Origin of the sequence: Streptomyces sp. NPDC087310, assembly GCF_044744405.1 — a bacterium.
GTDB lineage: Bacteria > Actinomycetota > Actinomycetes > Streptomycetales > Streptomycetaceae > Streptomyces.
Window position 1 is genome coordinate 763252 of the sequence record NZ_JBIUYF010000004.1, and the last position, 26805, is coordinate 790056.

At 67.0% G+C, this 26805-nt stretch carries 23 protein-coding genes and 1 pseudogene; 16 read left to right on the forward strand and 8 right to left on the reverse strand.

Translation table 11 applies throughout. The annotated features are described in order from the left end of the window. The first annotated feature begins 419 nt into the window (after positions 1 to 419). The 15 genes from ACIO3P_RS18565 to ACIO3P_RS18635 all read left to right on the forward strand — a co-directional run bounded on the left by ACIO3P_RS18565 (position 420) and on the right by ACIO3P_RS18635 (position 16446). Positions 420 to 2042, forward strand: coding sequence for an ABC transporter substrate-binding protein (locus tag ACIO3P_RS18565; RefSeq protein WP_329829103.1), 1623 nt, complete (start codon positions 420 to 422; stop codon positions 2040 to 2042). Positions 2043 to 2173: 131 nt separating this feature from the next. After that, a complete protein-coding gene (locus ACIO3P_RS18570) occupies positions 2174 to 3103 on the forward strand; it encodes an ABC transporter permease (protein ID WP_329829105.1) in 930 nt (309 codons plus the stop codon). Then, a complete protein-coding gene (locus ACIO3P_RS18575; protein ID WP_329829106.1) occupies positions 3096 to 4061 on the forward strand; it encodes an ABC transporter permease in 966 nt (321 codons plus the stop codon). The genes ACIO3P_RS18570 and ACIO3P_RS18575 overlap by 8 nt, the downstream gene beginning before the upstream one ends. A gap of 11 nt (positions 4062 to 4072) precedes the next feature. Next, complete coding sequence (locus ACIO3P_RS18580; RefSeq protein WP_329829108.1) at positions 4073 to 5131, forward strand: ABC transporter ATP-binding protein; 1059 nt, start codon at positions 4073 to 4075, stop codon at positions 5129 to 5131. Continuing rightward, positions 5124 to 6290: a dipeptide ABC transporter ATP-binding protein gene (locus ACIO3P_RS18585; RefSeq protein ID WP_329829109.1), complete on the forward strand. Its 1167-nt coding sequence runs from the start codon at positions 5124 to 5126 to the stop codon at positions 6288 to 6290. Before ACIO3P_RS18580 ends, ACIO3P_RS18585 begins: the two co-directional genes overlap by 8 nt. Before the next feature lie 114 nt (positions 6291 to 6404). Further along, positions 6405 to 6977, forward strand: coding sequence for an SseB family protein (locus tag ACIO3P_RS18590; RefSeq protein ID WP_401851396.1), 573 nt, complete (start codon positions 6405 to 6407; stop codon positions 6975 to 6977). Continuing rightward, on the forward strand, positions 6974 to 7693 hold the full coding sequence (locus ACIO3P_RS18595) for a hypothetical protein (RefSeq protein ID WP_401851394.1): 720 nt from the start codon (positions 6974 to 6976) through the stop codon (positions 7691 to 7693). The genes ACIO3P_RS18590 and ACIO3P_RS18595 overlap by 4 nt, the downstream gene beginning before the upstream one ends. After that, positions 7690 to 12342 (forward strand): putative T7SS-secreted protein, encoded by a 4653-nt coding sequence (locus ACIO3P_RS18600; RefSeq protein ID WP_401851392.1) that lies wholly within the window; start codon positions 7690 to 7692, stop codon positions 12340 to 12342. The genes ACIO3P_RS18595 and ACIO3P_RS18600 overlap by 4 nt, the downstream gene beginning before the upstream one ends. Then, complete coding sequence (locus tag ACIO3P_RS18605) at positions 12323 to 12823, forward strand: Imm50 family immunity protein (RefSeq protein WP_401851389.1); 501 nt, start codon at positions 12323 to 12325, stop codon at positions 12821 to 12823. The genes ACIO3P_RS18600 and ACIO3P_RS18605 overlap by 20 nt, the downstream gene beginning before the upstream one ends. Continuing rightward, complete coding sequence (locus ACIO3P_RS18610) at positions 12810 to 13217, forward strand: Imm50 family immunity protein (protein ID WP_401851386.1); 408 nt, start codon at positions 12810 to 12812, stop codon at positions 13215 to 13217. The genes ACIO3P_RS18605 and ACIO3P_RS18610 overlap by 14 nt, the downstream gene beginning before the upstream one ends. 224 nt (positions 13218 to 13441) lie before the next feature. Then, entirely contained in the window at positions 13442 to 13861 is a 420-nt protein-coding gene (locus tag ACIO3P_RS18615; RefSeq protein ID WP_401851383.1) for a DUF4279 domain-containing protein, read from the forward strand. A gap of 21 nt (positions 13862 to 13882) precedes the next feature. Next, positions 13883 to 14305 carry a hypothetical protein gene (locus ACIO3P_RS18620; protein ID WP_401851380.1) on the forward strand — a complete coding sequence of 141 codons (423 nt, stop codon included), beginning with the start codon at positions 13883 to 13885 and terminating at the stop codon, positions 14303 to 14305. 119 nt (positions 14306 to 14424) lie between these two features. Continuing rightward, entirely contained in the window at positions 14425 to 14979 is a 555-nt protein-coding gene (locus ACIO3P_RS18625) for a hypothetical protein (protein ID WP_401851379.1), read from the forward strand. Beyond that, entirely contained in the window at positions 14976 to 15575 is a 600-nt protein-coding gene (locus ACIO3P_RS18630; protein WP_401851376.1) for a DUF4291 domain-containing protein, read from the forward strand. The genes ACIO3P_RS18625 and ACIO3P_RS18630 overlap by 4 nt, the downstream gene beginning before the upstream one ends. A 235-nt stretch (positions 15576 to 15810) precedes the next feature. Continuing rightward, on the forward strand, positions 15811 to 16446 hold the full coding sequence (locus ACIO3P_RS18635; RefSeq protein ID WP_401851375.1) for a hypothetical protein: 636 nt from the start codon (positions 15811 to 15813) through the stop codon (positions 16444 to 16446). A gap of 21 nt (positions 16447 to 16467) precedes the next feature. Here the strand turns inward: ACIO3P_RS18635 and ACIO3P_RS18640 are convergent, their stop codons facing one another. From ACIO3P_RS18640 to ACIO3P_RS18650, 3 genes and pseudogenes are all read right to left on the reverse strand, one after another. Next, complete coding sequence (locus ACIO3P_RS18640) at positions 16468 to 16692, reverse strand: DUF397 domain-containing protein (protein WP_329829122.1); 225 nt, start codon at positions 16690 to 16692, stop codon at positions 16468 to 16470. Between the two features lie 3 nt (positions 16693 to 16695). Then, a pseudogene (locus tag ACIO3P_RS18645) lies at positions 16696 to 16998 on the reverse strand (Scr1 family TA system antitoxin-like transcriptional regulator); the annotation flags it as partial. Between the two features lie 234 nt (positions 16999 to 17232). Next, a complete protein-coding gene (locus ACIO3P_RS18650; protein ID WP_401851766.1) occupies positions 17233 to 18528 on the reverse strand; it encodes a 3-deoxy-7-phosphoheptulonate synthase in 1296 nt (431 codons plus the stop codon). Positions 18529 to 19104: 576 nt separating this feature from the next. On the opposite strand from ACIO3P_RS18650, the gene ACIO3P_RS18655 reads away from it, so the two are divergent. Next, positions 19105 to 20082 carry a 4-hydroxy-3-methylbut-2-enyl diphosphate reductase gene (locus tag ACIO3P_RS18655; protein WP_329829123.1) on the forward strand — a complete coding sequence of 326 codons (978 nt, stop codon included), beginning with the start codon at positions 19105 to 19107 and terminating at the stop codon, positions 20080 to 20082. A 160-nt stretch (positions 20083 to 20242) separates the two neighbouring features. On the opposite strand, the gene pabB is transcribed toward ACIO3P_RS18655, so the two are convergent. From pabB to ACIO3P_RS18680, 5 genes are all read right to left on the reverse strand, one after another. Next, on the reverse strand, positions 20243 to 22402 hold the full coding sequence (gene pabB / locus ACIO3P_RS18660; protein WP_401851372.1) for an aminodeoxychorismate synthase component I: 2160 nt from the start codon (positions 22400 to 22402) through the stop codon (positions 20243 to 20245). Between the two features lie 120 nt (positions 22403 to 22522). Then, positions 22523 to 23533 carry a diiron oxygenase gene (locus ACIO3P_RS18665; protein ID WP_329829127.1) on the reverse strand — a complete coding sequence of 337 codons (1011 nt, stop codon included), beginning with the start codon at positions 23531 to 23533 and terminating at the stop codon, positions 22523 to 22525. Positions 23534 to 23601: 68 nt separating this feature from the next. Further along, on the reverse strand, positions 23602 to 24441 hold the full coding sequence (locus ACIO3P_RS18670; RefSeq protein WP_329829128.1) for an arylamine N-acetyltransferase: 840 nt from the start codon (positions 24439 to 24441) through the stop codon (positions 23602 to 23604). A 116-nt stretch (positions 24442 to 24557) separates the two neighbouring features. After that, complete coding sequence (locus tag ACIO3P_RS18675) at positions 24558 to 25487, reverse strand: 4-hydroxybenzoate octaprenyltransferase (RefSeq protein WP_329829130.1); 930 nt, start codon at positions 25485 to 25487, stop codon at positions 24558 to 24560. After that, positions 25484 to 26662 carry a cytochrome P450 gene (locus ACIO3P_RS18680; protein ID WP_329829131.1) on the reverse strand — a complete coding sequence of 393 codons (1179 nt, stop codon included), beginning with the start codon at positions 26660 to 26662 and terminating at the stop codon, positions 25484 to 25486. The genes ACIO3P_RS18675 and ACIO3P_RS18680 overlap by 4 nt, the downstream gene beginning before the upstream one ends. Positions 26663 to 26805 lie beyond the last annotated feature (143 nt).

Consider the following 26805-nt stretch of genomic DNA (forward strand, 5'->3'; position numbering starts at 1 on the left):
TACGCGGAACGACGGCCCGGACCCCTGCGGAAGTGCGGGGGACCGGGCCGTTCGTCAATTCGATTTACGCCTCCGGGACACCTCCGGACTCGACCAGAACGTCCGGATATCGGGGCTCGCTCTCCGGAACATGTGTTAACGGTCCGTTTCGGGCGTGTCTGTCTGTTCTCGTTTGTCCGGATTTCGGGCCAGCGCGCCCGGCCGATGTTGTCAAAACGAGACCCTTTAAGTGTGGTTTACAGGTCGGGCGTACTCAATAGTTGGCTCCGTTGAGCTCGGGTCAATGGGTCATGCGCGATGGGGAGCGCCGACTCACGAGCACACTCGGGGTACTGCCGACAAGCCCGCTGTCAGGGGTGTCAGCGCGCGTAGACAGTGCCCTTCTTGTAGTGACTAAGTGGACTCATGAGGAGGAACCCATGCGCGGTGCCAAGAGCGCCAAGTGGGTAGTGGGCGCGATTGTCGTGGCTCTTTCGGCGACGGCTTGCGGCGGCGGAAGCGATGACAGCAGTGACTCGGCGTCGAAGGAGAAGGGCAAGCCTGCCGGCTACATCTCCATCGACAACGGTGAGCCGCAGAAGCCGCTGATCCCGGCAGACACCAACGAGTCCGTCGGCAGCTACGTCATCCAGTCCGTCTTCACCCAGCTCGTCGACTTCGACTCCAAGGGTCAGATCGTCTACACGAACGCGGAGTCGATCAAGACGACCGACTCCAAGACCTGGACGGTCAAGCTCAAGCCGGGCTGGAAGTTCCACGACGGCACCCCGGTCACCGCCGAGTCGTACGTCAAGGCGTGGAACTGGTACGCCAACATCAAGAACAACCAGCAGAACGCCTTCTGGTGGGAGGATGTCGCCGGTTACGACGACGTCCACCCGGAGAAGGGTGACCCGAAGTCCGACGCGATGTCGGGCCTGAAGGTCGTCGACGACACCACCTTCACCATCGAACTCAAGAAGTCGGTGCCGTACTTCGAGTACAAGCTCGGCTACGCGACCTTCGCGCCGCTGCCCGAGGTCTTCTACAAGGACACCAAGGCGTTCGGCCAGGCCCCGGTGGGCAACGGTCCCTACATCTTCGAGAAGTGGGACCACAAGAAGCTCATCCAGGTCAAGGCCAACCCCGACTACAAGGGTCCGAACAAGGCCAAGAACAAGGGTGTCCTCTTCAAGAACTACGCGACCGTCGAGGCCGCGTACCAGGACCTCCTCTCCGGCAACCTGGACCTGATCAAGCAGGTCGGCCCGAAGGACCTGCCGAAGTACAAGGCGGACCTCGGCGACCGCGCGGTCGACCAGCCGTACGCGGCCATGCAGTCCATCGTGCCGGCGTTCTACTCGAAGACCTTCAAGGGCATCGACCCCAAGGTCATCCAGGGCCTGTCGATGGGTATCGACCGCGACACGATCACCAAGACGGTCCTCAACGGCACCCGCAAGCCGGCCACCAGCTTCACCCCGCCGGGTGTCACCGGTAACCAGGACCTGGGCACCGACGTCTTCAAGTTCAACCCGACCGAGGCCAAGAAGCTGGTCACCGAGGGTGGCGGCGTCCCCGGCAACAAGATGTGGATCCAGTACAACGCCGACGGTGGCCACAAGGAGTGGGTGACCGCGGTCTGCGAGTCGATCCGTAACTCCACCGGTGTGGACTGTGTCCCGGACGCCAAGCCGGACTTCCAGACCGACCTGGAGGCCCGCGACAACAACCAGGTCAAGTCCGCCTACCGCGGTGGCTGGGTCGCCGACTACCCCGTGAACGTCAACTTCATGCGGGAGCTGTACGGCACCACCGCCGAGGCGAACAACGGCCGGTTCTCCGACAAGGAGGTCGACGCGGCCTTCAAGAAGGGCGACAACGCCAAGACCCTTGAGGAGTCGGTCGCGGCCTACCAGGACGCCGAGAAGCTGGTCCTGGAGAAGATGCCCGCGATCCCGCTCTGGGAGTACAAGGCCAACGGCGGCTACTCCAAGTCCGTGGACAACGTGAACGTCGACTTCCACGGTGACTACGAGATCACCGAAGTCACCGTCAAGTAGGTCACACAACGGCCCGAGGGCCATCCCCCCCACTCGGCCAGAAGCCGCCCCGACGGCGGTGGTCCCGAGGCCGCTCCCCTCTTGCACGGGGAGCGGCCTTCGGGGCTGAAGTTATCCATTCGGAGGCACACATGGGGCGTTATGTCGCGCGGCGACTGCTCCAGATGATCCCGGTGTTCATCGGGTCAACCTTGCTGGTCTTCTCCATGATGTTCGCGCTGCCCGGCGACCCCGTGCGCGCGCTCGCCGGAGAACAGACCGTCGATCCCTCGCAGATAGCCGCGATGAAGAAGGATCTCGGGCTCGACCTGCCGCTCTGGCACCAGTACTGGAACTATCTGACCGGCCTGTTCCAGGGTGATTTCGGTACCCAGATCGCCAGCGGGCGGCCTGTCGCCGACATCATCTCCGAGGCGTTCCCGATCACGGTCCGGTTGGCCCTGTTCGCCTTCGCCTTCACCGTGCTCGTCGGTATCTCGATGGGGGTCTTCGCCGGTCTGAAGGCCGACACCCTCCGGGACCGCGGGCTGCTCGTCATCACCCTGCTGCTGATCTCGGTGCCGTCCTTCGTGCTCGGCTTCCTCGGCCAGTACTTCTTCGCCTTCCAGCTCGGCTGGGTGGACCCGAACGTCAGCGGGGAAGCGAACTGGGACGAGCTGTTGCTGCCGGCCGTGGTGCTCGGCTCCCTCTCCCTGGCGTACGTGGCACGGCTCACCCGTACCTCGATCGCGGAGAACCTCCGCTCCGACTACATGCGCACCGCGGTGGCCAAGGGGCTGCCGCGTCGTCGTATCGTCGGAGTGCACCTGATGCGCAACTCCATGATCCCGGTGGTCACGTTCCTCGGCACCGACCTGGGCGCCCTGCTGGGCGGCGCGGTCGTGACCGAGGGCATCTTCAACGTCAAGGGTGTCGGCTACGCCACCTTCGACGCGCTCAGGCACCGGGAGGGTGCCACGGTCGTGGGCATCGTGACCCTGATCGTGGTCGTGTATCTCGTCGCCAGCCTGCTCGTCGACCTGCTTTACGCGGTCCTGGACCCGAGGATCCGTTATGCCTGAGGCACTCAAGGACACCACCAAGGACACCGGTGGGGTGAAGCCGGCCGAGGACCTGGCGGCAGGCCCGGCGGCGCCCGCGGACAGCTCGCTGGGCAAGCCCCGCAGCCTCTGGTCGGACGCCTGGCACGACCTGCGGCGCAACCCGCTCTTCCTGGCCTCGGCCGTGCTGATCGTGATCCTGCTGGTGATGGCGGTCTTCCCCGGGCTGTTCACCGGCGCGGACCCGCGGTACGCGGACCTCGCCAACCACTACCTGCAGAAGCCGAACTGGAGCCACTTCTTCAAGGAGGACTGGTTCGGGTACGACATCCAGGGCCGCTCGATCTACGCGCGCGTGATCTACGGGGCCCGCGCCTCGATCACCGTCGCCCTCGTCGTCACCCTGCTCGTCACCCTGCTCGGTACGGTCGTCGGCATGCTCGCCGGCTACTTCGGCGGGTGGATCGACACGCTCCTGTCGCGCGTCACCGACATCTTCTTCGGCGTGCCCTTCATCCTCGGCGCGATGGTCGTCCTGACCTCCTTCGAGGAGCGTCACGTGTACGTCGTGATCCTGGCCCTGGCCTTCCTGGGCTGGACCCAGATAGCCCGTGTCGCCCGCGGCTCGGTGCTCACCGTCAAGCAGGCCGACTACGTGATGGCGGCCAAGGCGCTCGGCGCCTCGACCACCCGCATCCTGCTCCGGCACATCCTGCCCAACGCCATCGCGCCGGTGATCGTGGTCGCCACCATCGCGCTCGGCGGCTACATCTCCGCCGAGGCCACGCTGTCCTTCCTGGGGATCGGCCTCGCCGAGCCGACCGTCTCGTGGGGTGTCGACATCTCCTCGGGCCAGGAACAGCTCCGTAACGCCGCGTTCGTCCTGATCATTCCGTCCGTCATGGTGTCGATCACCGTTCTGGCGTTCATCATGCTCGGCGATGCGGTACGCAACGCCCTCGACCCCAAGCTGCGCTGAGGGAGGCGTACATGACCATCATCGAGAAGACAGCGGAAGACTCCGCTCCGCAGGACGCGGACGGCAAAGGCGGCATGCTGCTGGAAGTCCGTGACCTGCACGTGGAGTTCCACACCCGGGACGGTGTGGCCAAGGCGGTCAACGGCGTCAACTACAGCGTGGCCGCCGGGGAGACCCTCGCCGTACTGGGCGAGTCGGGCTCCGGCAAGTCCGTGACCGCGCAGGCGATCATGGGCATCCTCGACATGCCCCCCGGCCGCATCCCGCAGGGAGAGATCCTCTTCCGGGGACAGGACATGCTCAAGATGAGCAACGACGAGCGGCGCAAGATCCGCGGCCGGAAGATCGCGATGATCTTCCAGGACGCGCTGTCGTCGCTCAACCCGGTGCTCTCCGTCGGCTATCAGCTCGGCGAGATGTTCCGGGTGCACCAGGGCCTCTCCAAGAAGGAGGCCAAGGCCAAGTCCATCGAGCTGATGGACCGGGTCCGTATCCCGGCCGCCAAGGACCGGGTGAACGACTACCCGCACCAGTTCTCCGGCGGTATGCGCCAGCGCATCATGATCGCCATGGCGCTGGCCCTGGAGCCCGACCTGATCATCGCGGACGAGCCGACGACGGCGCTCGATGTGACCGTGCAGGCCCAGGTGATGGACCTGCTCGCCGAGCTCCAGCGCGAGTTCAACATGGGGCTGATCCTGATCACCCACGACCTCGGCGTCGTCGCCGACGTCGCGGACAAGATCGCGGTGATGTACGCGGGCAGGATCGTGGAGACCGCCCCGGTGCACGAGATCTACAAGCGTCCGGCCCACCCGTACACGCGGGGGCTGCTGGACTCGATCCCGCGCCTGGACCAGAAGGGCCACGAGCTCTACGCGATCAAGGGCCTCCCGCCCAACCTGCTGAAGATCCCCAGCGGTTGCGCCTTCAACCCGCGCTGCCCGTCGGCGCAGGACATCTGCCGTACGGAGGTCCCGGCCCTGGCACAGGTGACCGAGCGGGACGGCGGCGAGCTGCCCGGACGCGGCAGCGCATGCCACTTCTGGAAGGAGACGATCCATGGCTGAGCCGGCGAAACGTGACGAGGCCGCCGCGGCCGTGGACGCCGTGGACGCCACCCCGAACGTCACCGACGTGGAGGTGGTCGACGCGGTGACCGAGTCGGCCTCCGTCGCCGCGATCGAGGCGCCCGTCGAGCGGGGCGAGCCGATCCTCCAGGTCCGTAACCTCGTCAAGCACTTCCCGCTGACGCAGGGCATCCTCTTCAAGCGGCAGGTCGGCGCGGTCAAGGCCGTGGACGGCATCTCGTTCGACCTCTACCAGGGCGAGACCCTGGGCATCGTCGGCGAGTCCGGCTGCGGCAAGTCCACCGTCGCCAAGCTGCTGATGATGCTGGAGTCGGCCACGGCCGGCGAGGTCTTCTTCAAGGGCCAGGACATCACGAAGCTGTCCGGGCGGGCGCTGAAGGCGGTACGGCGCAACATCCAGATGGTGTTCCAGGACCCGTACACCTCGCTCAACCCCCGTATGACGGTGGGCGACATCATCGGGGAGCCGTTCGACATCCACCCCGAGGTGGCCCCGAAGGGCGACCGGCGGCGCAGGGTCCAGGACCTGCTGGACGTGGTGGGCCTGAACCCCGAGTACATCAACCGCTACCCGCACCAGTTCTCCGGCGGTCAGCGCCAGCGCATCGGCATCGCCCGCGGCCTCGCGCTCAACCCCGAGATCATCATCTGCGACGAGCCGGTCTCGGCGCTGGACGTCTCCGTCCAGGCGCAGGTCATCAACCTGATGGAGAAGCTCCAGGACGAGTTCAACCTCTCCTACATCTTCATCGCGCACGACCTGTCGATCGTCCGGCACATCTCCGACCGGGTGGGCGTCATGTACCTCGGCAAGATGGCCGAGATCGGTACGGACACCCAGATCTACGACCACCCGACGCACCCCTACACCCAGGCGCTGCTGTCGGCGGTCCCGGTCCCCGACCCGGAGGCCCGCGAGGGCCGCGAGCGGATCATCCTCACCGGAGACGTCCCCTCCCCGGCGAACCCCCCGTCCGGCTGCCGCTTCCGCACCCGCTGCTGGAAGGCGCAGGACCGGTGCGCGGAGGAGGTGCCGCTGCTCGCCATCCCGGAGCGCTTCAAGGACTCGGACGGCGAGGACGCGCACGAGTCGGCGTGCCACTTCGCGGAGGAGAAGGACGTGGTCCACGCGGCCTGACCGCGCGTCACACCGTAACGCCCGCAGCCAGGGCCCGGAACCGTACGCACGCGCGTACGGGGCCGGGCCTTTTGGCGTTGCATTAAGTAATACGATCACGACAGAATCCGGCTCATGACCATGAGCGGCGACGGACCATCAGGGCGCGAACGCCCCCTGAGACTGGCGGATCTGGCCCGCTCGGAGGCCGACGGGAGCCGCCTCGCACCGGCGCCCGCGCCGGTACCACCCGCGTCGGCGCCCGCGCCGGTACCGCCCGCTGATGGCATCGTGCCGGTACCGCCCGCTGACGGCATCGTGCCGGTACCGCCCGCTGACGGCATCGCGGCGGCGAGGGCGGGGTTCGCGGCGTTGCTGGGGGAATTCCGGCGTACGGCCGTACTCGTCCCCGACGACGGCCAGGGTGGCCTGTGGACGGCGGAGCAGGGCGGCATCCGGTGGATCTGCGCCTTCTCGGACGAGGCCGCGCTGGCCCGGTTCGCCGTCGCGCGCGGGGAAGCGGCGCGGGAGTGGCCGTACCGTACGGTGCTGGGCGCCCGGCTGCTGGACGTGCTGGTGCCCCTGCTGGGCGTACCCGCCGGTGTGGCCCTCGACGCGGGAAGCCCCGACGGGACCGTCTTCCCGCCGGTGGCCGGGGTGGTGCCGGACACGGCCGCCGTGGACCTCGGTGCCGGGGGTGCGCGGTGAGCGGGGACGCCAAGGACCTCGACGCCCCGGACGAGGCCCTGGCGCTGATAGCCGAGGGCATCGACAAGGCGCACGGCGAACTGAAGGACCTCGGCGCGATCGGCCAGGCGACCGCGGGGCGCGGCTTCACGGAACTCGCGCTGACGGGCCTGGAGTTGGGGCACCAGGGGCTGACCACGCAGTTCGACGCGTTCTGCGAACGCTGGGAGTGGGGCGTACGGGCGCTGATGTGGCGGGGGAACAACTTCGCCTCCGGGGTGGGGCTGTCGGCCGGGGCGTTCCACGAGCAGGAGCAGTACGTCAAAGGCACGTTCAAGATCGCGGTGAACGCGGTGAACGGGAACCCGCATCTCAGCGAGGAGGAGGTCCAGGGCAAGAGCTGGGACGAGATCCGCTCGCAGTCGGCGACGGACGGCGCGGACTACAGCGCCGAGTCGTTCGCGGAGGCGCACGGCGAGGTGAAGCAGAACTGGGGCGACACCATGTACGTGGCGGAGCGGGCGGCGCTGAAGGACCTCCAGGAGACGGGCATCGTGAGCCCGGAGCTCAACGACCCCGGGGAGCAGAAGCTCCGCGACACGTTCAGCCCCTCGGAGGCGGCCGTCCAGCAGGCGGATGAGCGGTACGGCCCGAGCGGCGGGTCGGACAGCGGATCGGACAACGGATCCGAGCACGGATCCGAGCACGGATCCGAGCACGGGGCGGACGGCCGGTGACCGACTGGGGAGAGCTGGCCGACAAGGGGCTCGGAAAGCTGGAGGCCGGCTGGGAGGCCGGTCAGCGCAAGGTCGGAGAGGGCGTCGACTGGGCCACGGACAAGGCCGGCGCCGGCCTGGAGTACGCGGGCGCCGAGGGCCTCGCGGACAAGGTCGAGGACTGGGGCGACAGCACTGCGTCCTCGCTCGGCGCGAAGGTGGGGGAGCAGCAGCTCGGCCAGAGCGAAGAGGCCGACGAGCTGATCCACGGCAGTCCGTCCAGGATCACCGCGAGCGTCAAGAACCTCAGGGACTTCCGGGACGCGTTCGACCTGGTCGGCGGCGGAATGAAGAAGCTGGACCCCAGCCGCTGGAAGGGCGCGGCGGCGGACACGTTCCGCGAGAAGTTCGCACCGCTCGCCGGGGACTGGCTGCGCGCGGCGGACTCGTTCGGGGACGCGGCGAAGGCGCTGGAGACCTACGCGGACCTGGTCACCTGGGCACAGGGCGAGGCCAGGGAGGCGATCGCCCTGCACCGGAAGGGCGAGGCGGCCTCCAAGGCTGCGGTGGACGCGTACAACAAGAAGGCCGAGGCGTACAACGCCGCGAGGAACGGCCCCGACCCCCTCCCCGATCCGGGCGAGTTCACCGATCCGGGTGAGGCGCGGCGCGTACGGGCCCGGGAGATCCTCACCGAGGCCCGCCGCCAGCGCGACGAGGCGGGCGACACGGCGAGGAAGGCGGTCGCGGCGGCGCTGGCCCACGCGCCCGCGATGCCTTCGGCGACCGAACGGGCGAAGCTCGGCACGCTCGACTACTCGGTCAGCCAGTCCACGGAGATCAGCCACTTCGGCGGCGGCATCGTCAAGGGCACGGTCGGCATCACCAACTTCGCCCGCTCGCTCAACCCGGCGGACCCGTACAACATCACGCACCCGGCCGAGTACTACAAGAGCGTCAACATGACGCTGGCGGGCCTGGTCTCGGTGGCCGCCGACCCCGACCAGGTACTCAAGGACGCCTGGGTCGCGGCGAAGAAGGACCCCAGCGAGTTCCTCGGCCGGCTCGTCCCCGAGCTGCTCGGCACGAAGGGCACGGGCCGGGTGGCCTCCACCGCACGGGCCGGGATCAAGGACGGCGTGAAGGCGGGAGGAAGACGAGGCGCGCGCGAGGGGGTCGGGCAGGACCCTCCGGGCAGCAGCAGGCGGCACGACGAGAAGACCTGCACGGGGGACCCGGTCGATGTCGCCACGGGAAGGATGATCCTGCCCCAGACGGACGTCGCGCTGCCCGGATCGCTTCCGCTGGTGTTCGCGCGGACCTTCGAGTCGTCGTACCGCGCGGGCGGCTGGTTCGGTCCGACCTGGGCGAGCACGGTCGACCAGCGGCTGGAGATCGACTCCGAAGGCGTGGTCCTCGTACGGGAGGACGGCAGCCTGCTCGCCTACCCGCATCCGGCGCCGGGCGTTCCCGTCCTGCCGTCCCACGGACAGCGCTGGCCGCTGGACCGGGACGTGGACGGCGGCTACACGGTCACGGAACCGGACACCGGCCGGATCCGCCACTTCACCGCACACGGCGAGGACCTGGCGCTCCTGGCACAGCTCGACGACCGCAACGGCAACTGGATCACCTTCGAGTACGACACCGCCGGGGCCCCGACGACCATCGCCCACCACGGCGGCTACCTTCTCAGGCTGACCACGGCCGAGGGACGAGTCACCGCCCTGCACCTGGCCGGGGCGGCCCCCGACGGCACCGACCAGGAGATCCTTCGGTACGCCTACACGGACGGCCATCTGACCGAGGTCACCAACTCCTCGGGCCTGCCCCTGCGGTTCGGCAACGACGAGCACGGCCGCATCACGTCCTGGACGGACACCAACGGCAGCCGCTTCGACTACGTCTACGACGAGCGTGACCGCTGTACGTACCAGGCCGGCGCGGCGGGCCACCTGTCCGCCACCTTCCGCTACGACGCGAGCGACCCGGAGGACCCGGACTCGGGTCTGAGCGTCACCACGCACACCAACTCGCTCGGCCACAGCAGCCGTTACCTCATCAACGCGGATGTCCAGGTCGTCGCGGAGATCGACCCGGCCGGCGCGGTCACCCGCTTCGAGCGGGACCGCTTCCACCGGCTGCTGTCGCGGACCGACCCGCTCGGCAGGACGACGAGGTTCGCGTACGACGCGGACGGGAACCTCGTCGAGGCCGAACGTCCGGACGGCCGGACGACGACGGTGACGTACCACGCCCCGGGCCTGCCGGCCATGGTCCGCGCGACGGACGGCACCGTACGGCGCTACGCCTACGACGACCGGGGCAACCGCGTCTCGGCGACCGACCGGGCCGGCGTCACCACGCGCTACACGTACGACGAGGCGGGCCGCCTCCTGTCGATGACCGACGGGCTCGGCCGCACCACCCGCGTACGGTGCGACCCGGCCGGGTTGATCACGGAGGTCGTCGACCCGCTGGGAGCGGTGAAACGCTGTGTACGGGACGGCTTCGGTCGTCCGGTGACCCTGACCGACGCGCTCGGGGCGACCACGCTCCTGGAGTGGACGGCGGAGGGCAGGCTCGCCCGCCGTACCGCCCCGGACGGCGCGGAGGAGTCCTGGACGTACGACGGCGAGGGCAACAGCACCAGCCACACCGACCCGATGGGGGCGGTCTCCCGCTTCGAGTACGGCCACTTCGACCTCCTGACGGCCCGCACCGGCCCCGACGGCACACGGTACGAGTTCACCCACGACACCGACCTCAACCTCACCCGGGTCACCAACCCGCAGGGTCTGACCTGGGAGTACGGCTACGACCCGACCGGCCGCGTCATAGCGGAGACGGACTTCGACGGCCGCGTTCTCACGTACGCGCACGACGCGGCCGGCGCCCTGCGCTCCCGTACGAACGGCCTGGGCCAGACCATCACCTACACGCGTGACGCGCTCGGCCGTATCGCGTCCAAGGACGCCGACGGAGCGGTGACGAGGTACGCGTACGACCTGACCGACGGTCTCGCCGAGGCGGTCGGCCCGGACACCACGCTCACCCTGCTCCGCGACCCGGCGGGCCATCTGGTCTCGGAGACGGTGGCGGGCCGTACGACCTCGTACACGTACGACACCCTGGGCCGGCGCACGGGCCGGACCACGCCGACCGGCGCCACGGCGGAGTGGACCTACGACGCGGCGGATCAGCGCACCTCCCTGACCACGGCGGGCCGCACGATCACCTTCGAACGCGATGCGGCGGGCAACGAACTCACCCGCCGCATCGGGGACGCCGTCACCCTCACCCATGAGTGGGACGCGGTGGGCCGCCTCACCGCGCACACGGTCACCGGCGCGGGGCGCGGCCTCCAGCGCCGCACGTACAGCTACCGCGCCGACGGCAACCTCACGGCCATGGAGGACCAGCTCTCCGGCACCCGCCGCTTCGACCTGGACGCGGCGGGCCGCGTGACCGGCGTCCACGCCGGGGACTGGACGGAGCGGTACGCGTACGACGAGGCCGGCAACCAGACGGAAGCCGCCTGGCCCGCGACCCACCCCGGCGCGGAGGCGACAGGCCCCCGCACCTACACGGGCACCCGTATCACCCGCGCAGGCGATGTCCACTACGCACACGACGCCCAGGGCCGCATCGTCGAGCGCCGCAAGACCCGCCTCTCCCGCAAGCCCGACATCTGGCGCTACACCTGGGACGCCGAAGACCACCTGACGGACGTGACCACCCCCGACGGCGCCCACTGGCACTACCTCTACGACCCCTTGGGCCGCCGCACCGCCAAACAGCGCCTGGCGGCGGACGGCGCTACGGTCGAGGAACAGGTGGACTTCACCTGGGACGGCACCACCCTCTGCGAACAGACCACCCACACCCCCGACCAGCCCCACCCGATCACCCTCACCTGGCACCACCAGGGCCTGCACCCCCTGGCCCAGACCGAACGCCTCACGTCGACGGACGCCCAGGAGGTCATCGACGAACGCTTCTTCGCCATCGTCACGGACCTGGTGGGCACCCCCACGGAACTGATCGACGACCACGGCGAAACGGCTTGGCGCACCCGCACCACCCTCTGGGGCACCACCACCTGGAACACCAACGCGACGACGTACACGCCCCTCCGCTTCCCGGGCCAGTACTTCGACCCGGAAACGGGCCTGCACTACAACTACTTCCGCCACTACGACCCGGAAACGGCCCGCTACCTCAGCCAGGACCCGCTGGGGCTGGGGCCGGCTCCGAACCCGGCTACGTACGTCGACAACCCGCACACATGGGCAGACCCGCTGGGGCTGAAGCCGTGCCCGCCGCGTCCGCTGGCCGACGCCAAGACTCAAGCACTCAGGGATGCCGGCATCCCTGAAGGCGCACAACCATTCGACGTGGACGACTGGGTGCCTGCCACAACCCCGGATTGGCAGGGAGGCAAGCAACTACTGGACGAAAATCATAAGCCTATCTATTACAGGGAAGAATGGTACGAATCACCTTCTGGGGATATTGTTGTGTTCCAGGATCATTGGTTCGGTCATCAAAAACCAGGCGAACCTGGCTATCAGGGTCCACATGTACATGTGAGGCCGTATGGCAATACCCGAAATGGGCAGATTCCCGGCGCTGAGGAGCACTATTACTATGACCCGTCGCTGGATTGACCTGGTGCGAAATTCTCATTTGCTCACCTCTCTGTACTCGGAGGTTCCTCCCCTTGAGGCTGTCAGGCTTCGGTCGGTCCATCTTGATTGGCGCGGCCCTTCATTGACCTTGAGGCTGGACCTCCCTGTCTTTCCGGATAATATGTCGGACGATTCTCTGGAATCCAGCCATGATACGCTTCAAATTCACATAAAATTCTTGGCGATCGATCGCGTCGTTCTTTCGAGCCTGCCTCACTCCCTTGTTGACATCTCGATTTCCCATCTGGGGGAGAGTAGAATTTCTGTTGCCGCGGCAAAGGGGGCGGGTAAGTTTTCCTTTACTGCCGGCGACGAGCTTCTTATTGGCCATATTTCATCATTCGCCAGGGCCGGAGATGGTTCAGATGGCGGACCGCGCAAATTTCTGAGTCGGCTGGATGCGCGGATCTTCACGTCTCTTCCCGACGTGTGCGAGAGGACCTTTTATGAGCGAATCTAGTTGGTCTTCCTTCCTTGAGGACCCGCAGGAGATCCATCGATTTTATAATCAGGTGCCGGAGCTGAACGGCTGTGACTTGTTCTATTTCTTGATGGACGAGCGTGGACGCGGTGTTACTTTGGGCTTCGAAACGTCACGCATGCCGCAGCATGGGCAGTACGTATCAGAGGCTCGTGAATTTAATTCATTCGAGTTCTATCTTACGTTCCTCGACGTTCAAGCGTTCACCGTCGAAGGCTGGAGCGGTCCGGCTCGCAAGGATGTGACTCTGGTCGGGGGTGCTGCTGGGAAGATTCATGTCAAAATTGAATCACCAGGATCTCTCGTGGCTTTCGAGGCGGACAGTGTTTCGCTTGGGAAGTCGCGATTTGGTCTTGTGTCGAGAAAGGGTTAACCATCCGGGGAGGGGATCTCAATTATTTCCTTCACCTTGGGTGATGGGCAGGTTGGCGTACTCGGCGATGCCCATTTCGTTTACGACACTCACGGATGTCCGTCTTGGTGGGCAATGACCATGAAGAGCGAGGCGGCTGGTTGGGGCACGGGGACGTCTGGAGTGTCAGCCTCGGGTGATTGTCCAGACGGGTAGCCTTGGCAGGGAAAACGGGTGGGGATTCAATGAGTGACATTCGGCAGCCAGGAGATTCGTGGATTCTGACGGCTGTAACGCTTGTGGTCAAGAAAGATGATCTCGACCCCGATTCGGTCACGGAGCGCCTGGGGCTGATTCCTTCGGACGTGCGGCTGCCCGGTGTTGATCGTTGGAATCCCGCCGGGGATACCGACGGGCAATGGCGTCTCCAGTGTGACGAGCGTACGAGCAGAATCCTTTCGGAGCAGCTCGACGTAATTCTTCGGGCAGCCGAGGGGTGCACCAGGGTTCTGGAAATGCTGAGAGCCGAAGGCTGTGAAACGACTATCGTCATTTCTGGGTTTGCAGGCAACGGCTCCCAGATCATCTTCTCCGGAGACGAGATGGCGAGGATTTATCGCCTGCAAACTCCGGTGAAAATTATTCCCAATATCAATGAGCGGTAGTCGGCTGAGCGGGGGTGTGTCGTGGCTGTGATCGATTCCTGGGAATCCGTGAATATCTCACTGATTGTAGCGAAAGAGCCCCTCGATACTCAGGTCGTCTGTGACGTTCTGGGCATTGAATCCGTTCCGTCGAGGGCTGGCGTTTTGACCAGTTCGGGGTCGAACTGGTGGACGTACACGTACGGCGAAGAGTTCAGCGATGACTTGGAATCCAAAGTTGTTGCATTGGTGGATCAATTCCAGCCGCGCTTGGCTGGAGTGGGGAATCTCCTTGAAACTGGCCACGCGGTTCAACTAGCCATCGAGGGATCGGTGGGAACTGGATCCCAGTTGTTTCTTTCGCCTTGGGTGATTGGTAAGTTGGCATCCTTGGCAGTGCCTATTTCGGTCACGTCACTTACGGATGCCCCGGAAGAGGATCCCCTCAGTTGGCTCGATGACTGAAGCGCTCGGTCGGATACGGGCTGCTGTACGGGCGCCCCTTACTGCGTGCGCGTGCGGGTGCGCATCGACGGCCTCTCCTGTTTGGGAAGGCTTGAGCGGTCTGGACAGGGGTATCGGTAATGTTGCATGAAATCGAAGATCTCGAATTGGAGAGGTCCCGTACCTCTGAACGTCCGGAAGCCTCTTCCGCCCCTCCCGTCCTCACTCATTTCGACCTGGCGGTCGAGGTGCCTGGTGCGGAGTACGCGATCCGGCTTCGGTCTGTCATGAACGCGGTCTTGACGCTCGCGATGTCGGAGGAGTTCGAGGACGACGACTTCCCCGTCGACACCATGCCGGCGTGGTTCAGTGCAGTGTGCCGTGAGGGCGATGGTCCTGTCGAGGAATTCGCCCGGACGGGGAGCTTGCACTACACCGAGAAGACCGGAAGCAAGCCCTGGGCATTGCGGAGCTGGCTGTACCGATTTGATCCGGAAGTAGAGGTCCGGGGGTGGTCATGGTGGGATCTGACGTCCCTGCCGAACGGTGGACTGCGGCTCTGGGCCGACACCTGGGGCGAGCCGTTCTTCTCGTGGGAAGATCTGCGCTGGCTCCTGTATGCGTGCGGTGCGGCTGAGGTCGAAGGGCCGATCCTGAATCATCCCGAGGTATGGGCAGCAGAGGACTCCGTATGACTCCGAAAATTCGTGCCGCCTTCACGGACGGCACCATCACGGTGTATCAGGCGTACCCGGCAAGGATCGCCGACCCCGCAGTGGCCGCAGGAATATTCGTCGATCCCTTCAGGCGTGCCCGGATGACGTGGATCAAGCCCTCGTTCCTCTGGATGATGTATCGCTCGGGCTGGGCCACGAAGCCCGATCAGGAGCGGATCCTGTCCATCCAGATCACGCGGGAAGGCTTCGAGTGGGCTCTTTCCCGTGCGTGCCTCAGCCATTTCGACCGGACCCGCTTCCGCGACAAGGCGGAGTGGCGGGCGGAGTTGGAGTCGAGTCCGGTTCGGGTGCAGTGGGATCCGGATCGCGATATCGGGCTGAATCCGCTGTCCCGGCGTGCCATTCAGATCGGCCTGTCGGGGGAGGCGGTCGAGAGGTATCTGGATGAGTGGATCGTCGGCATGACCGATATCACCGGCATGGTCGGCGACATTCGCCGGGCGGTTCGCGGTGGGGACGACGAGGAAGTGGCCGCCCTGCTGCCGGTGGAGCGCGAGTATCCGCTTCCGGAGGCCGTGGGGGAACGGATCGTGCCCACGCGGGTGGCGGTGTGATCGGGCGGCTCGGAGGCTCGCACCCGCTGCACGCATAGGATTTGCGATCATGAGCATGCCACCGCCGCCCCATCAGTCTCCGGGCCCGTACGGCCCCCCTCCGCAGCAGCCGAACCCCTACGCTCCCCACCCGTATCCGGCCGGGCAGTACCAGCAGCCCTCTCCGCCGTACGCCGGCCAAGCGCCCTGGGGGCAGTTCCCTCCGGGGCCGCCGCCGCGCAAGAACCGGACCGGGATGATTCTCGGCATCGTCGCGGCGTCCGTCGTGGGGCTGCTCGTTCTCTCCTACCTCGGTAATCGGGGGAGCGCTTCCTCGGGAAGCTCCTCGGACGCCTTCCCGGCGGCCACGTACCAGCTCACCGTTCCGAAGACGCTCCTGGGCGACGGGTACGAACTGGTCAAGGACGAAAGCGCCGAAACGAACGACGAGGCGGAGCAGGGAGATTACGGCGACGGGCCGGACGCACGCTATACGCGGGGAATCCTGGCTACGTACGCGGGCGCCGGTACGGACGCGCAGAACGGGTTCGTCGTCGGCGGGACATTTGGGCAGTTCAAGAACCCGGATGGCGAGAGGACGCTCCTGTTGCGCAGCATGAGGGACGCGGACGGGATGAGCGAGCCCAACCCGCCGAAGACCATTACGCCGGAAGGATCGGACATCAGTCTGGAATGCACGGTTCTGCTCTCCGAGGACGAGGGCGCGACCTCCACCCTCCCCGTGTGCGCGTGGGGGGACGAGAACACCGCTGCCTACGTCACGTTCTTCCACGCCGGGGACGTTGCGCAAGACCCTGAATCCGTCGACCTTGATGCTGTCGCGCAGAACGTCCAGAAAATACGCGACGAAGTGCGCCGGCCTCTCGGCTGACCAGGCGCCGCCGGTTGTTGGCTACAGGTTGTCGAAGTCGCCTGTGGCCATACCGGACTTGAAGGCATGCCACTCACCGGGCGTGAAGCACAGATGCGGGCCCGACGGGTTCTTCGAGTCGCGGACCGCCACTCCGCCGCCGGGGAGCGGCGCCAGCTCGAAGCACTCACCGTTGTTGGCGGTGAAGCTGCTCTTCTGCCAGGACAGCTCGGCCGGGTCGATCGAGTAGAGGTCTGCCTTCTCCATCAGTCATTCTTCCTTGCTCAGGGTGCGCGCGATGACGTCACGGCTCTCGTCCCGAGAGTAGGCCGACTCGGTGAGGCCACGGAAGAGCCGGTGCAGTCGGCGTAGGTCACGGGGGCCTTCCATGGTCAGGCTCCCCGCGACCGACTCGCCGAAGGCCACGTCCGGTACGTCCTCGTCCGCGAACTGGAGAATCATGAACGCTCCGATCTGGGCCGCCTCTTCGCCCTTCTCGTACGGGATGACCCTGAGGTCGACCGACGCGTGCGTCGAGATCTCCAGCAGGTACCTGAGCTGTTCCTGGTGGGCGCGGGGTGCTGCTGGTGGAGGTCAGTGCGCTCGCCGTGCGTCCTGGTCACGTCGTACGGGTATGGGGCGCGTGGCACACGGTCCGTGGAGTACGCGGCGAGCCGGGGGTGGCGGGGCGGCCCGATGTCCTGCTGGCGCTGGACGACGGCCCGGAGTTGCGGATTCCCGCCGGTGAACCCGTGACCGTATGGGAAGAACGGGATGGCGGGCCGGGTTGAACGACCTGCCTCGCGGTCACGCCGTTTCGTTCAAGTCCCGCGCGTACTTACGTGCCGGGATCGTCCGTGGCCCCTGGCTCAAGGCCCTGGGCCGGACGTTGGCGTCGGACCAGACGGAGACCAGGGCAACGGCCTGGTCCGGGTTGAGGCGGGGGTCGCACAGGCTGGTGCGGCGGACGGGCTTGCCCTCGTACATCGAGAGGTCCGCCGCGCATTCGAGGACGTCGTCGGGGGTGGTCTCCAGGTGCAGTCCGCCCGCAGTGCCGCCGGCATCGGTCACGGCCCGGAGGAATCCCCGGATCTCCCGTGTCATGGTCTCCAGCAGGCGGGTCTTGTGTCCGTCCGGGCCGGTCACCGTGTTGCCGTGCATGGGGTCGCTGAGCCAGATCACCGGATGGCCGGCCACCCGGACCGCCTCCACGAGCGCGGGCAGGCGGTCGGCGACCGTATCGGCGCCCATCCGTGCGATGAGGGTGAGCCGGCCCGGTTCCCGCAGCGGGTCGAGCCGTTGGCACAGGACGGTGATGTCCTCCAGGGTGGTGGTCGGGCCGACCTTCACGGCGACCGGGTTGACGATGCCGGCGACAAGGTCCAGGTGGGCGCCGTCCAGATTTCGGGTCCGCTCGCCGATCCACGGCCAGTGCGTGGAGCCGAGCCAGCGGCGCCCGTCACCCAGCCCACGGACCATGGGCACTTCGTAGTCGAGGACGAGGGCCTCGTGGCTCGTCCACAACCGGGTCTCGATCAGGGTCCGGTGGCCCAGGGCGGTGGGCCCGCGCCAGCCCAGGTGCTCCATGGTGTCGCTGGCCGTCATGTACGAGGTCAGCAGGCGCAGCGGATCGTGCCGCCGGCTCTCCGGGTCGGGCTCCGGGCCGTTGACCATGTGGCCCCGGTAGACCGGCAGTTCCAGATCCCCGATGCGCTCGAAAGGCTTGGAGCGAGGCTTGGCGAACTGGCCCGCGATGCGTCCGACCCGTACGACCGGCTTGCGGGCGGCCGTCCGCAGCGTCGCGGCGAGCAGGTCGAGCACCGCGGACTTGCGCGACACGTACCCGGCGTCGCACTCGTCCGGGTTCTCGGCGCAGTCCCCGGCCTGCACCACCAGGGCCTCGCCCCGGGCCACTTGGGCCAGCAGCGTCCGCAGTACGCGTACGTCCTCCGCCCTGACCAGCGGCGGGCGGGCGGCCAGTACCTCCCGGATGCGCCGGACCTGTGACGGGTCGTCCCAGTCGGGTTGTTGCCGGGCCGGCTTACGCGTGTCGGCCCGGCTCCGCGCGCCGCCGGGATCGGCCGAGGAAAAGGGTGTGTACAGCACGAGCGCCCCCTGGTCAACCTGCGGTCAACTCACGTGTCGGCACGGTCTGTTCGCTGCCTGTTCAGTCGTACGGGCCGTCCGCTACCGTAGCGTGGTGCTGCTTCTGCTGCGACCCCTGGTGTGCGATGCCACTACCGAGACGCTCGCCGGTGTGGCGCACGGCGAGCACAGTACGCGCGGACCTGGGCTGATTGCGCCCGGTACTCCCAGTGTCCCCTGTATCCACAATGCCCCCAGTGCCCCCAGTGCCCCCGATGAGCCCGCGATCGCGGTGCTGACGCATTCCGAAGGGGAGCACCTGAAGAGACCTCACCCCTCATAACAGCACGCAGTCACCACGGCCCTTGCGACTCCTGCCGCGCTCGTCCGCGGCGGAAGGATGCTCATGCCCCCCACTGCACCTGTCCTGCCACGCCCCCACCACCGTCCCGGACCAGGCCCGCGTACCGCGGCGGCCCGCACGCGTCCCCTGGGCGTTCTCGGCAACCCCGACGACGCCGGCGCACACGCCCCTCCCCTGCCCGTCACGGCCGTACTGCGTTCCCTGGCCTTCCCCACGACGTCGAGGACCATATGACCAACTCGCCCGCAGTACCCGAGCCTGCCGCACACCCCCGCCGCGTTCTGCTGGCCTCCCCCCGCGGATGGTGCGCGGGCGTGGACCGCGCCGTGCTCGCCGTCGAGAAGGCCCTGGAACAGTACGGGGCGCCCATCTACGTCCGCCACGAGATCGTGCACAACAAACACGTCGTGCAGACCCTGAGGGACAAGGGCGCCATCTTCGTGGAACGTACGGACGAGGTGCCCGAGGGGGCCATCGTTCTGCTGTCGGCCCACGGCGTCGCCCCCACCGTCCACGCGGAAGCCGCCGAACGTAACCTCGCGACCATCGACGCGACCTGCCCACTGGTCACCAAGGTGCACAAGGAAGCCGTCTGGTACGCACGGGAGGACTACGACATCCTCCTGATCGGCCACGAAGGGCACGAAGAGGTCATCGGCACCAGCGGTGAGGCCCCCGACCACATCACCGTGGTCGACGGACCTCAGGACGTCGCCAACGTCTCCGTACGCGACGAGTCCAAAGTCGTCTGGCTCTCCCAGACCACCCTCTCCGTCGACGAGACCATGGAAACCGTCGACGCCCTCAAGTCACGCTTCCCGAACCTGACCTCCCCGCCCAGCGACGACATCTGCTACGCCACGCAGAACCGGCAGACCGCGGTGAAGAAACTCGCCGAGGAGGCCGAACTCGTCATCGTCGTCGGCTCCAGGAACTCCTCCAACTCCGTCCGCATGGTCGAGGTCGCCCTCGACGCCGGCGCGCCCGCCGCCCATCTGGTCGACTTCGCCCACGAGATCGACGAAGCCTGGCTGGAGGGCGTCACGACCGTGGGCCTGACCTCCGGCGCCTCCGCCCCCGACGTCCTGGTCGACGGCGTACTGCAGTGGCTCGCCGAGCGGGGCTACGCGGACGTCTCCACGGTGACGACGGCCGACGAGTCCATCACCTTCGCCCTCCCGCACGAACTCCGCCGTAACCTGCGCTGACACCTCCTCGCAGTGGGCGCCGCGGCCGTGGCGCCCACCGCGAGGATCGGCGCCCACTACGAGGATCGGCGGGCACCGCGAGGATCGGCGGGCACACCGGCCCACGGCAGCGGCCCCGCTCCTGTGCGGAACGGGGCCGGGGCTTCGTAACCGTTGGCGTCTACGCGCCCGAGACCCTCGCCTTGGGCAGTGCCCGCAGGGTCGCTTCGGCCTTGAGCAGCATCTCCTCGTACTCCGCGACGGGGTCGGAGTCGAGGACGATGGCGCCACCCGCGCCTATGGTCAGTTCACCGTCGTGGCGTACGGCGGTGCGGATGGTGATGCTGAGGTCGGTGGTTCCGGTGTATCCGATGAAGCCGATGGCCCCGGAGTAGACCCCGCGGGCTTCGTTCTCCAACGTGTCGATGATCTCCATGGTGCGCAGCTTCGGCGCTCCGGTCATGGATCCGCCGGGGAAGCACGCCCGTACCGCGTCCACCGCGGACGTGTCGTCGCGCAGCGTGCCGGTGACCGTGGAGACCAACTGGTGCACGGTGGCGTACGACTCCGTCACCATGAGGGAGGGGACGGCGACGCTGCCTATCTCGCAGATCCGTCCCAGGTCGTTGCGGAGCAGATCCACGATCATGAGATTCTCCGCGCGCGTCTTGGGATCCTTCTGCAAGGAGCGCCGTATCTCATCATCGGTTCGAGCGTCCGGGTGGCGGGGCGCCGTTCCCTTGATCGGTTTGGTCTCCACCGTACGAGCGGCGTCCACCTTGAGGAAACGCTCGGGTGAGGAGCTGAAGACCGTGACCTCGCTGAGACGCAGGAACGCGGCGTAAGGAGCGGGGTTCAGCCGGCGCAGGCGCTGGTAGTAGGCGATGTCGTTGGCCGGTGCGGGCAGGCGGAGTTTGTTGGTGAGGCATATCTCGTAGCTCACGCCCTCCCGCAGCCGTTGGTCACACTCACGGATGTCGGCCAGGTACTGGGTGCGTGAGCGGACCAGCCGTCGCGACGCGTCATGGTTCTCGGCGCGGGGTGGGGGAGAGGTGTCAGCCGGCGCCGTGGGCAGCTCGGCCAGGGTGGGGACCACCGCGTTGACCCACTTCTGGGCGGTGTCCACGTCCTGCTGCTCGCACACGGCGACGACATAGGTACGGTCCTCGGCGTGGTCCACGGCGATGAAGCGGTCGGCCTGAAGCCATACGGCGTCCGGGGTCTCCGACCGGTGGGTGCGCCGGCCGCCGAGGTCGGCCTTCAACTCGTAACCGAAGTAGCCGACGTAGCCGCCGGTGAAGTCGAAGGGCAACTCCTCGGCACCGGTGACCACCCGGCCGGTGCGGCGGTTGAGGGCGTCGAAGATGGTGCCGTCCTCCGGATGGGGAATGCCTCCCGCGGGATCCACGACGACATGCTCGTCCTCCACCCGATAGGTGAGCATTTCCGTTCCGGGCTCTTCCGCCGCGCCGAAGAAGGAGAAGCGGGCCAGGCCCGGTTCGACGTGCGAGCTGTCGAGCCAGAAGGAGCGTGCGCTGGCCCCGTACAGGGCCAGGAACGCGGCCTCGGCGTCGACGGCGCCCTCCAGGACGCCGATCTGCGCCTGGAGTTCCGTGGGGTGTGGGTGTGGGTGCGGGTGGGGCTGGGGGTGGGGAGCCGACGGTACGACGACGGACGTGGCCATGTCATCCATAACGGCATCGGTGCCGGTATCGGTGCTGACCTCGCTGTCACGGATGCTGGTACTCCGCTCGCGTGCGCCCGAATCGAGCGCCAGGTCACGGAAGTTCGCCATCAGGAGGGCACCGTGCTCCGTGCAGATCGACTCGGGGTGGAACTGCACCCCCCACCAGGGCCGATCGCGGTGAGCCAGCCCCATGACCACCCCGTCCTCGGCACGCGCGGTGATCCGGAGATGCGCGGGCACGGGTTCGGCGACGCTCAGCGAGTGGTAGCGCACCGCGGTGAACTCCTGCGGGACACCGGCGAAGATTCCGTCACCGCTGTGCCGGATCGTGGACAGGTATCCGTGCCGGGGCTGCGGCGCGGGGACGATCCGCGCGTCCGCCAGGAGCCCCATGCCCTGGTGCCCGAGGCACACGCCCAGGACCGGAAGCCGGGCGTGCTCCAGGACGTCACGGGAGCGGCCGAAGTCGCGAGGGATGGACGGGTGCCCCGGTCCCGGCGAGATCACCGCGGCGTCGAAGCCGTCGAGATCGAGGTGGCCCCAGGCCGCGGCGTCGTTCCGTACGACGACGGGCGGGATGCCGTACACCTTCGCCAGGAGCTGGTACAGGTTGTAGGTGTAGGAGTCGTAGTTGTCGATCAGCAGGACGCGCATGAGTAAGCACCAAGTGTTGTGGGAGGCGGAAGAGAGGAGAGTGCGGGCACGTCCCGGTCCAATGGATCGCTGCTTGGCTCAACTCGGCTCGGACATCAGGCGCAGCGTGGTCGGTGGTCGTCAGGGGACGTCGGTCGCCACCGTTGACCAGTCGAAGGGGACGGAGTCGAGGACATCGAGCTCCTGGCACAGACTCCGCAACCCGCTGAAGTCCTGAAGGAGCCGGCCACTGCCGGAGGCGTTCTTGATGTCCTGCAGCATCTGTCCGCCTCCCTCCACTCCGAGGAGTTCCATGATCCTCGCCCAGGTCGTGAAGTCGTGGGCGGCGAACGCCTCCATCCCGTCGGCCAGTTCGGTGAGGAAGTAGCCGCGCTGTTCGGGGGTGAAGCGCTTCCATGCCTCCTGGACGACGGTGCTCGCGATGGAGGCGTGACAGTATTCGTCACGGTTGTGCAGGACGGCCGTCAGGCGGTTGACGGGCTGGATCTCGTGGTCCTCGGCGATGAGGTCCAGATGGGCGTTGATCGAGACCTCCGCGACGGTGGTGAAGGCGAGCGAGACCAGAGCCTGATGCTCGGGTGTCCCGGCGGCGGAGAGCCGGTGCGCGTGCCGACGCGTTTTGTATCCGAGCGGAAGTGCGGAGTCGGGCATGCGCCAGCCGCGTTGCCGACGCGTCACGGCGCTGGCGTTCAGGTGCATCAGCGTGTGGTACTGCTCGTCGACCATGGCCTGCGTCACCGCGATGACCAGGGACTCGTCCAGCCCGGTGTCGAAGGCTTCCCTGGCGATCAGGCCGAACCCCGGATTGACCACGTACTGCTCGATGTCCATGACGTTCTTGTTGAACGCCACCCAGCCCCACGCGAGGAGCTGGGCCTTGGCCTCGTCGTCGAGGCCGAGATAGGTGGGGTGGTTCCGGAAGGGCAGCAGGGCCACGGGAAAGTCCGGCTTGTCCCGCTCGAAGACGTCGTCCAGAGTCTCCTCCCGCCGCCTGACCGTGGCGCGCCGGTCCCAGTTGCCGGCGAGCCTGCTGAGGATGGCGTTCTCCACCGGATCATTCGGATCGTGTTCCGGGAGCGACCGCAGCCGTTCCGCCACGGAGAATGCTCCGAATTCCGGGTTCTTGGGCATCTCTTCCATAGTGATCCTTCTGATCTCGCCTGCTGCCCAGGGGGAGCCGGGCGCCCGACCGGTCCAGGTCAGAGACCGGTCCCCGTCGTGCCCGACGTGGCCTTGAGGGACTGGACATCGCTCGGGTCCAAGGTGATCCCGAAGATCTTCTCGGGAGCGGAAAGCGTCTCGTCCTCGTCGAGTTCCCGCTGCGCGGGAGGCTCTCCGAGCCGTATCTCCGTGAGCGCGTTGCCGATGAGGACGTGCCTCACCGTGGGCTGTGTGCGCTGGAGGACCATCCGGTGGTTGAACGGTGAGCGGGCATGGGTCAGGCAGAAGTGGTTGAGGATCTCGAAGTCCGAGGGATAGCGCGGGTCCGTGGTGAACCCGTAGAGATCCACCGGTCCATCGGGCCGTACGGACCGCAGGACGTATTCGCCGTGCGGTTCCCGGACCATGTCGAAGGGCCAGTCGCCGTCCAGCCGCGCGTTATCGGCGAGACGGATCGGCTCATGCAGCCCGTATCCGCCGAAACTCACGTCGAAGAGCCACTGTTCGCCGTCCAGCTCGACGCACAGGGCGACGTGGACGGCGGGGCCCAGCTTGTTTCCGGTACGGATCCGGGACCTGGCCGAGAGCGCCGAGAACGTGAACCCGATCCGGTCCAGTACGGCCGCCACCAGGACGACGTGCTCCATGCACCAGCCACCACGGCCGCGTCGCAGGATCTTGTCCTGGACGCTGTCCAGGTCCAACGGCACCGGTCGGCCGAGCACCGCGTCGATGTTCTCGAAGGCGATCGCCCCGACGTGGGCGGCGTGCAGGCCCCGCAGTGTGGCGAGGTCCGGAGCCACCTCGGCCAGGTATCCCACGCGGGACAGATAGGCGTCCAGGTCGACGCCGGGGCCCTGCCACATCGAATCTGTCATTCGTATCCCATCCTTCAGTCAGTGCCGTGCGGTCAGCGACATACGGTCAGTGCCGTGCGGTCAGCGACGTACGGTCAGCGACGTGTGGTCAGTGACGTGCCGCGGATCCGGCTCCGTCAGGTGAACTGTCCGGCGACCGTCGCCGCGAGAATGATCCAGCCGAAGGAGCGGTTGGCGACGAAGGCGTCCCAGCAGGATTTCGGATCGTCCAGGTTCACGCGTACGACCAGATAGGACAGCAGGAGCCCCGCACCCACGACGAGCGGGTAGAAGGCCCAACCCGTCCCCGCCTCGGCACCGGCCCACAACGCGCCGGCGACGCTCAGCGCGATGAAGACGCCCAGCCACGCCTTGCTGGAGTCGCCGAACATCAGAGCCGAGGACTTGACGCCGATGCTCCGGTCGTACTCCTTGTCCTGGTGGGAGTAGACCGTGTCGTGGAACAGGGTCCAGAAGAACCCGCACGCGTACAGACCGAGCACACTCGGCGGGTAGTCCATGCTCCCGGTCACGGCCGTCCAGCCGGCCAGCGCGTACACGTTGATCACCAACGCCAGCCATGCCGTGGGCCAAGGAAACACACGCTTCATGTAGGGGTACGCGACCAGCAGCGGGTACGAGGCACCGACGACCAGGGCCGTTTCCACGTTCACCAGCGCCAGGAGCGCCAGGGAGGCCACAGCCTGCGCGACGGCGAAGAGGAGGGCGTTCCCGACACTGATCGCCCCCGTCACGACAGGACGCGACGCCGTACGGGCGACCTGGGCGTCGATGTCCTTGTCGATGACGTCGTTGACCGCGCAGCTCGCCCCGCGCACCAGTACGGCGGCGAGGGCGAGAAGGACCACCGCCGACAGGTCGGGTCGACCTTCGGTGGCGAGGGAAAGGCTCCACAACCCGGGAAGAAGGTAGAGCAGGACACCCGTGGGTGCGTGCAGCCGCATCAGGATGAGGTAGACGCGGAGTGGATCAGGGCTCTTCTTGACCAGGCGCGCGGACATACCCGGGGTACGGGCGCGGCCCGCTGCTGCCGGAACGCCGGTCACCACGTCACCGGAAGTTCGACCAGCCCGCCGGTGAGGGTGTCGTGACGCAGCCTCAGGTCCGCCACGTCGACGGCCAGCCGCATGGTCGGGAATCGCTCGACCAGCCGGGCGAGCGCCACCTGCAACTGCATCCGGGCCAGCGGCGCACCGACGCAGGAGTGCATGCCGTGTCCGAAGGTGAGGCTCCCCGCGGTGTGACGGGTGACATCGACCCGCTCGGGGTCGGCGAAGACCGTCCCGTCGTGGTTGGCCGCGATGATGTTCAGCAGCAGAAGCTCTCCGGCCCGGATGGTGGTTCCGTCGATCTCCAGGTCCGTCCGCGCGTAACGGGGCATTCCACCGTTGTGCGGGTTCGGCATGGACATCCGCAGGATTTCCTCCACCGCGCCCGGAATGAGACTCGGGTCGTCCAGCAATTTCTGCCGCTGCTCAGGGTTGGTCAGCAACAGCAGTGCGCCCGTGCCGATGCGGGCCACCGTGGTCTCGTAACCACCGAACAGCAACAGTGCGGTCAGCCCCACGACTTCTTTGTCGTTGAGGCCCTCGGTCGCGCACAACCGCGAAATCACGTCATCGCCCGGATTTTCCCGCTTGTCCGCGACAAGCTGCTGGCAATAGCCGAACAATTGGGCCATCCCCTGCTTGGACCGGACGGGGTCCTGCACATTGGCGGCGTCCTGGGTCCAGACGCTGAACTTGTCCTTGTCCTGATGGGGTACGCCGAGCCAGTCGCACATCACCAGAATCGGAAGCGGTAGGGCCAATGCCTGGCGCAGATCCACCGGTTGTGTCTGGCCGGCCAGCTCGTCCAGCAGTTTTTCGGTCAGTTTTTCGACGTGGGAGCGCATCGCCAGCATCAGCTCGGGTGAGAAGGGCGGCTCCAGTACCGAACGCATCCGGGCGTGGTCGGCGGCGAGGCTGCCCAGCAGGCTGTCGAGAAACGCGGACCCTTTGTCACGAGCGGTGGACCCCGGGTCGGGATTGGAGCGGCTGAGCCGGTCGTCGTCCAACAATTGCTGTACCTGAGCGTGACCGGTGACCAGCCATGCTTCGTCCCCGTCGACGGTACGGACCCGATGGACCGTGCCCTGGGACTGGAGCGTACGCAGCCCTGGCGCGACATGCAGCAGATGTGTCTGCTCGAAAGGCAATTGAGCTGGGGTGTTCACTGACACTGACAAATCTCCACATCGTTGTGACCCGTGACAACCTCCGCCGGAGTCGACGCCGAGTGCAACCGGACAGTCGCCCCGCGGTACGAAACCCGGTCCCGTCGAAATGCCCCACCGCCGCGACCGCGATCCGACGGCGATCACCG

Excerpts from the sequence above, each read along its gene's own strand:
- ACIO3P_RS18565 (WP_329829103.1), top strand. The coding sequence starts at position 420 with ATGCGCGGTGCCAAGAGCGCCAAGTGGGTAGTGGGCGCGATTGTCGTG.
- ACIO3P_RS18570 (WP_329829105.1), top strand. The coding sequence starts at position 2,174 with ATGGGGCGTTATGTCGCGCGGCGACTGCTCCAGATGATCCCGGTGTTC.
- ACIO3P_RS18575 (WP_329829106.1), top strand. The coding sequence starts at position 3,096 with ATGCCTGAGGCACTCAAGGACACCACCAAGGACACCGGTGGGGTGAAG.
- ACIO3P_RS18580 (WP_329829108.1), top strand. The coding sequence starts at position 4,073 with ATGACCATCATCGAGAAGACAGCGGAAGACTCCGCTCCGCAGGACGCG.
- ACIO3P_RS18585 (WP_329829109.1), top strand. The coding sequence starts at position 5,124 with ATGGCTGAGCCGGCGAAACGTGACGAGGCCGCCGCGGCCGTGGACGCC.
- ACIO3P_RS18590 (WP_401851396.1), top strand. The coding sequence starts at position 6,405 with ATGACCATGAGCGGCGACGGACCATCAGGGCGCGAACGCCCCCTGAGA.
- ACIO3P_RS18605 (WP_401851389.1), top strand. The coding sequence starts at position 12,323 with ATGACCCGTCGCTGGATTGACCTGGTGCGAAATTCTCATTTGCTCACC.
- ACIO3P_RS18610 (WP_401851386.1), top strand. The coding sequence starts at position 12,810 with ATGAGCGAATCTAGTTGGTCTTCCTTCCTTGAGGACCCGCAGGAGATC.
- ACIO3P_RS18615 (WP_401851383.1), top strand. The coding sequence starts at position 13,442 with ATGAGTGACATTCGGCAGCCAGGAGATTCGTGGATTCTGACGGCTGTA.
- ACIO3P_RS18625 (WP_401851379.1), top strand. The coding sequence starts at position 14,425 with ATGTTGCATGAAATCGAAGATCTCGAATTGGAGAGGTCCCGTACCTCT.
- ACIO3P_RS18630 (WP_401851376.1), top strand. The coding sequence starts at position 14,976 with ATGACTCCGAAAATTCGTGCCGCCTTCACGGACGGCACCATCACGGTG.
- ACIO3P_RS18635 (WP_401851375.1), top strand. The coding sequence starts at position 15,811 with ATGATTCTCGGCATCGTCGCGGCGTCCGTCGTGGGGCTGCTCGTTCTC.
- ACIO3P_RS18640 (WP_329829122.1), bottom strand. The coding sequence starts at position 16,692 with ATGGAGAAGGCAGACCTCTACTCGATCGACCCGGCCGAGCTGTCCTGG.
- ACIO3P_RS18655 (WP_329829123.1), top strand. The coding sequence starts at position 19,105 with ATGACCAACTCGCCCGCAGTACCCGAGCCTGCCGCACACCCCCGCCGC.
- pabB (WP_401851372.1), bottom strand. The coding sequence starts at position 22,402 with ATGCGCGTCCTGCTGATCGACAACTACGACTCCTACACCTACAACCTG.
- ACIO3P_RS18665 (WP_329829127.1), bottom strand. The coding sequence starts at position 23,533 with ATGCCCAAGAACCCGGAATTCGGAGCATTCTCCGTGGCGGAACGGCTG.
- ACIO3P_RS18670 (WP_329829128.1), bottom strand. The coding sequence starts at position 24,441 with ATGACAGATTCGATGTGGCAGGGCCCCGGCGTCGACCTGGACGCCTAT.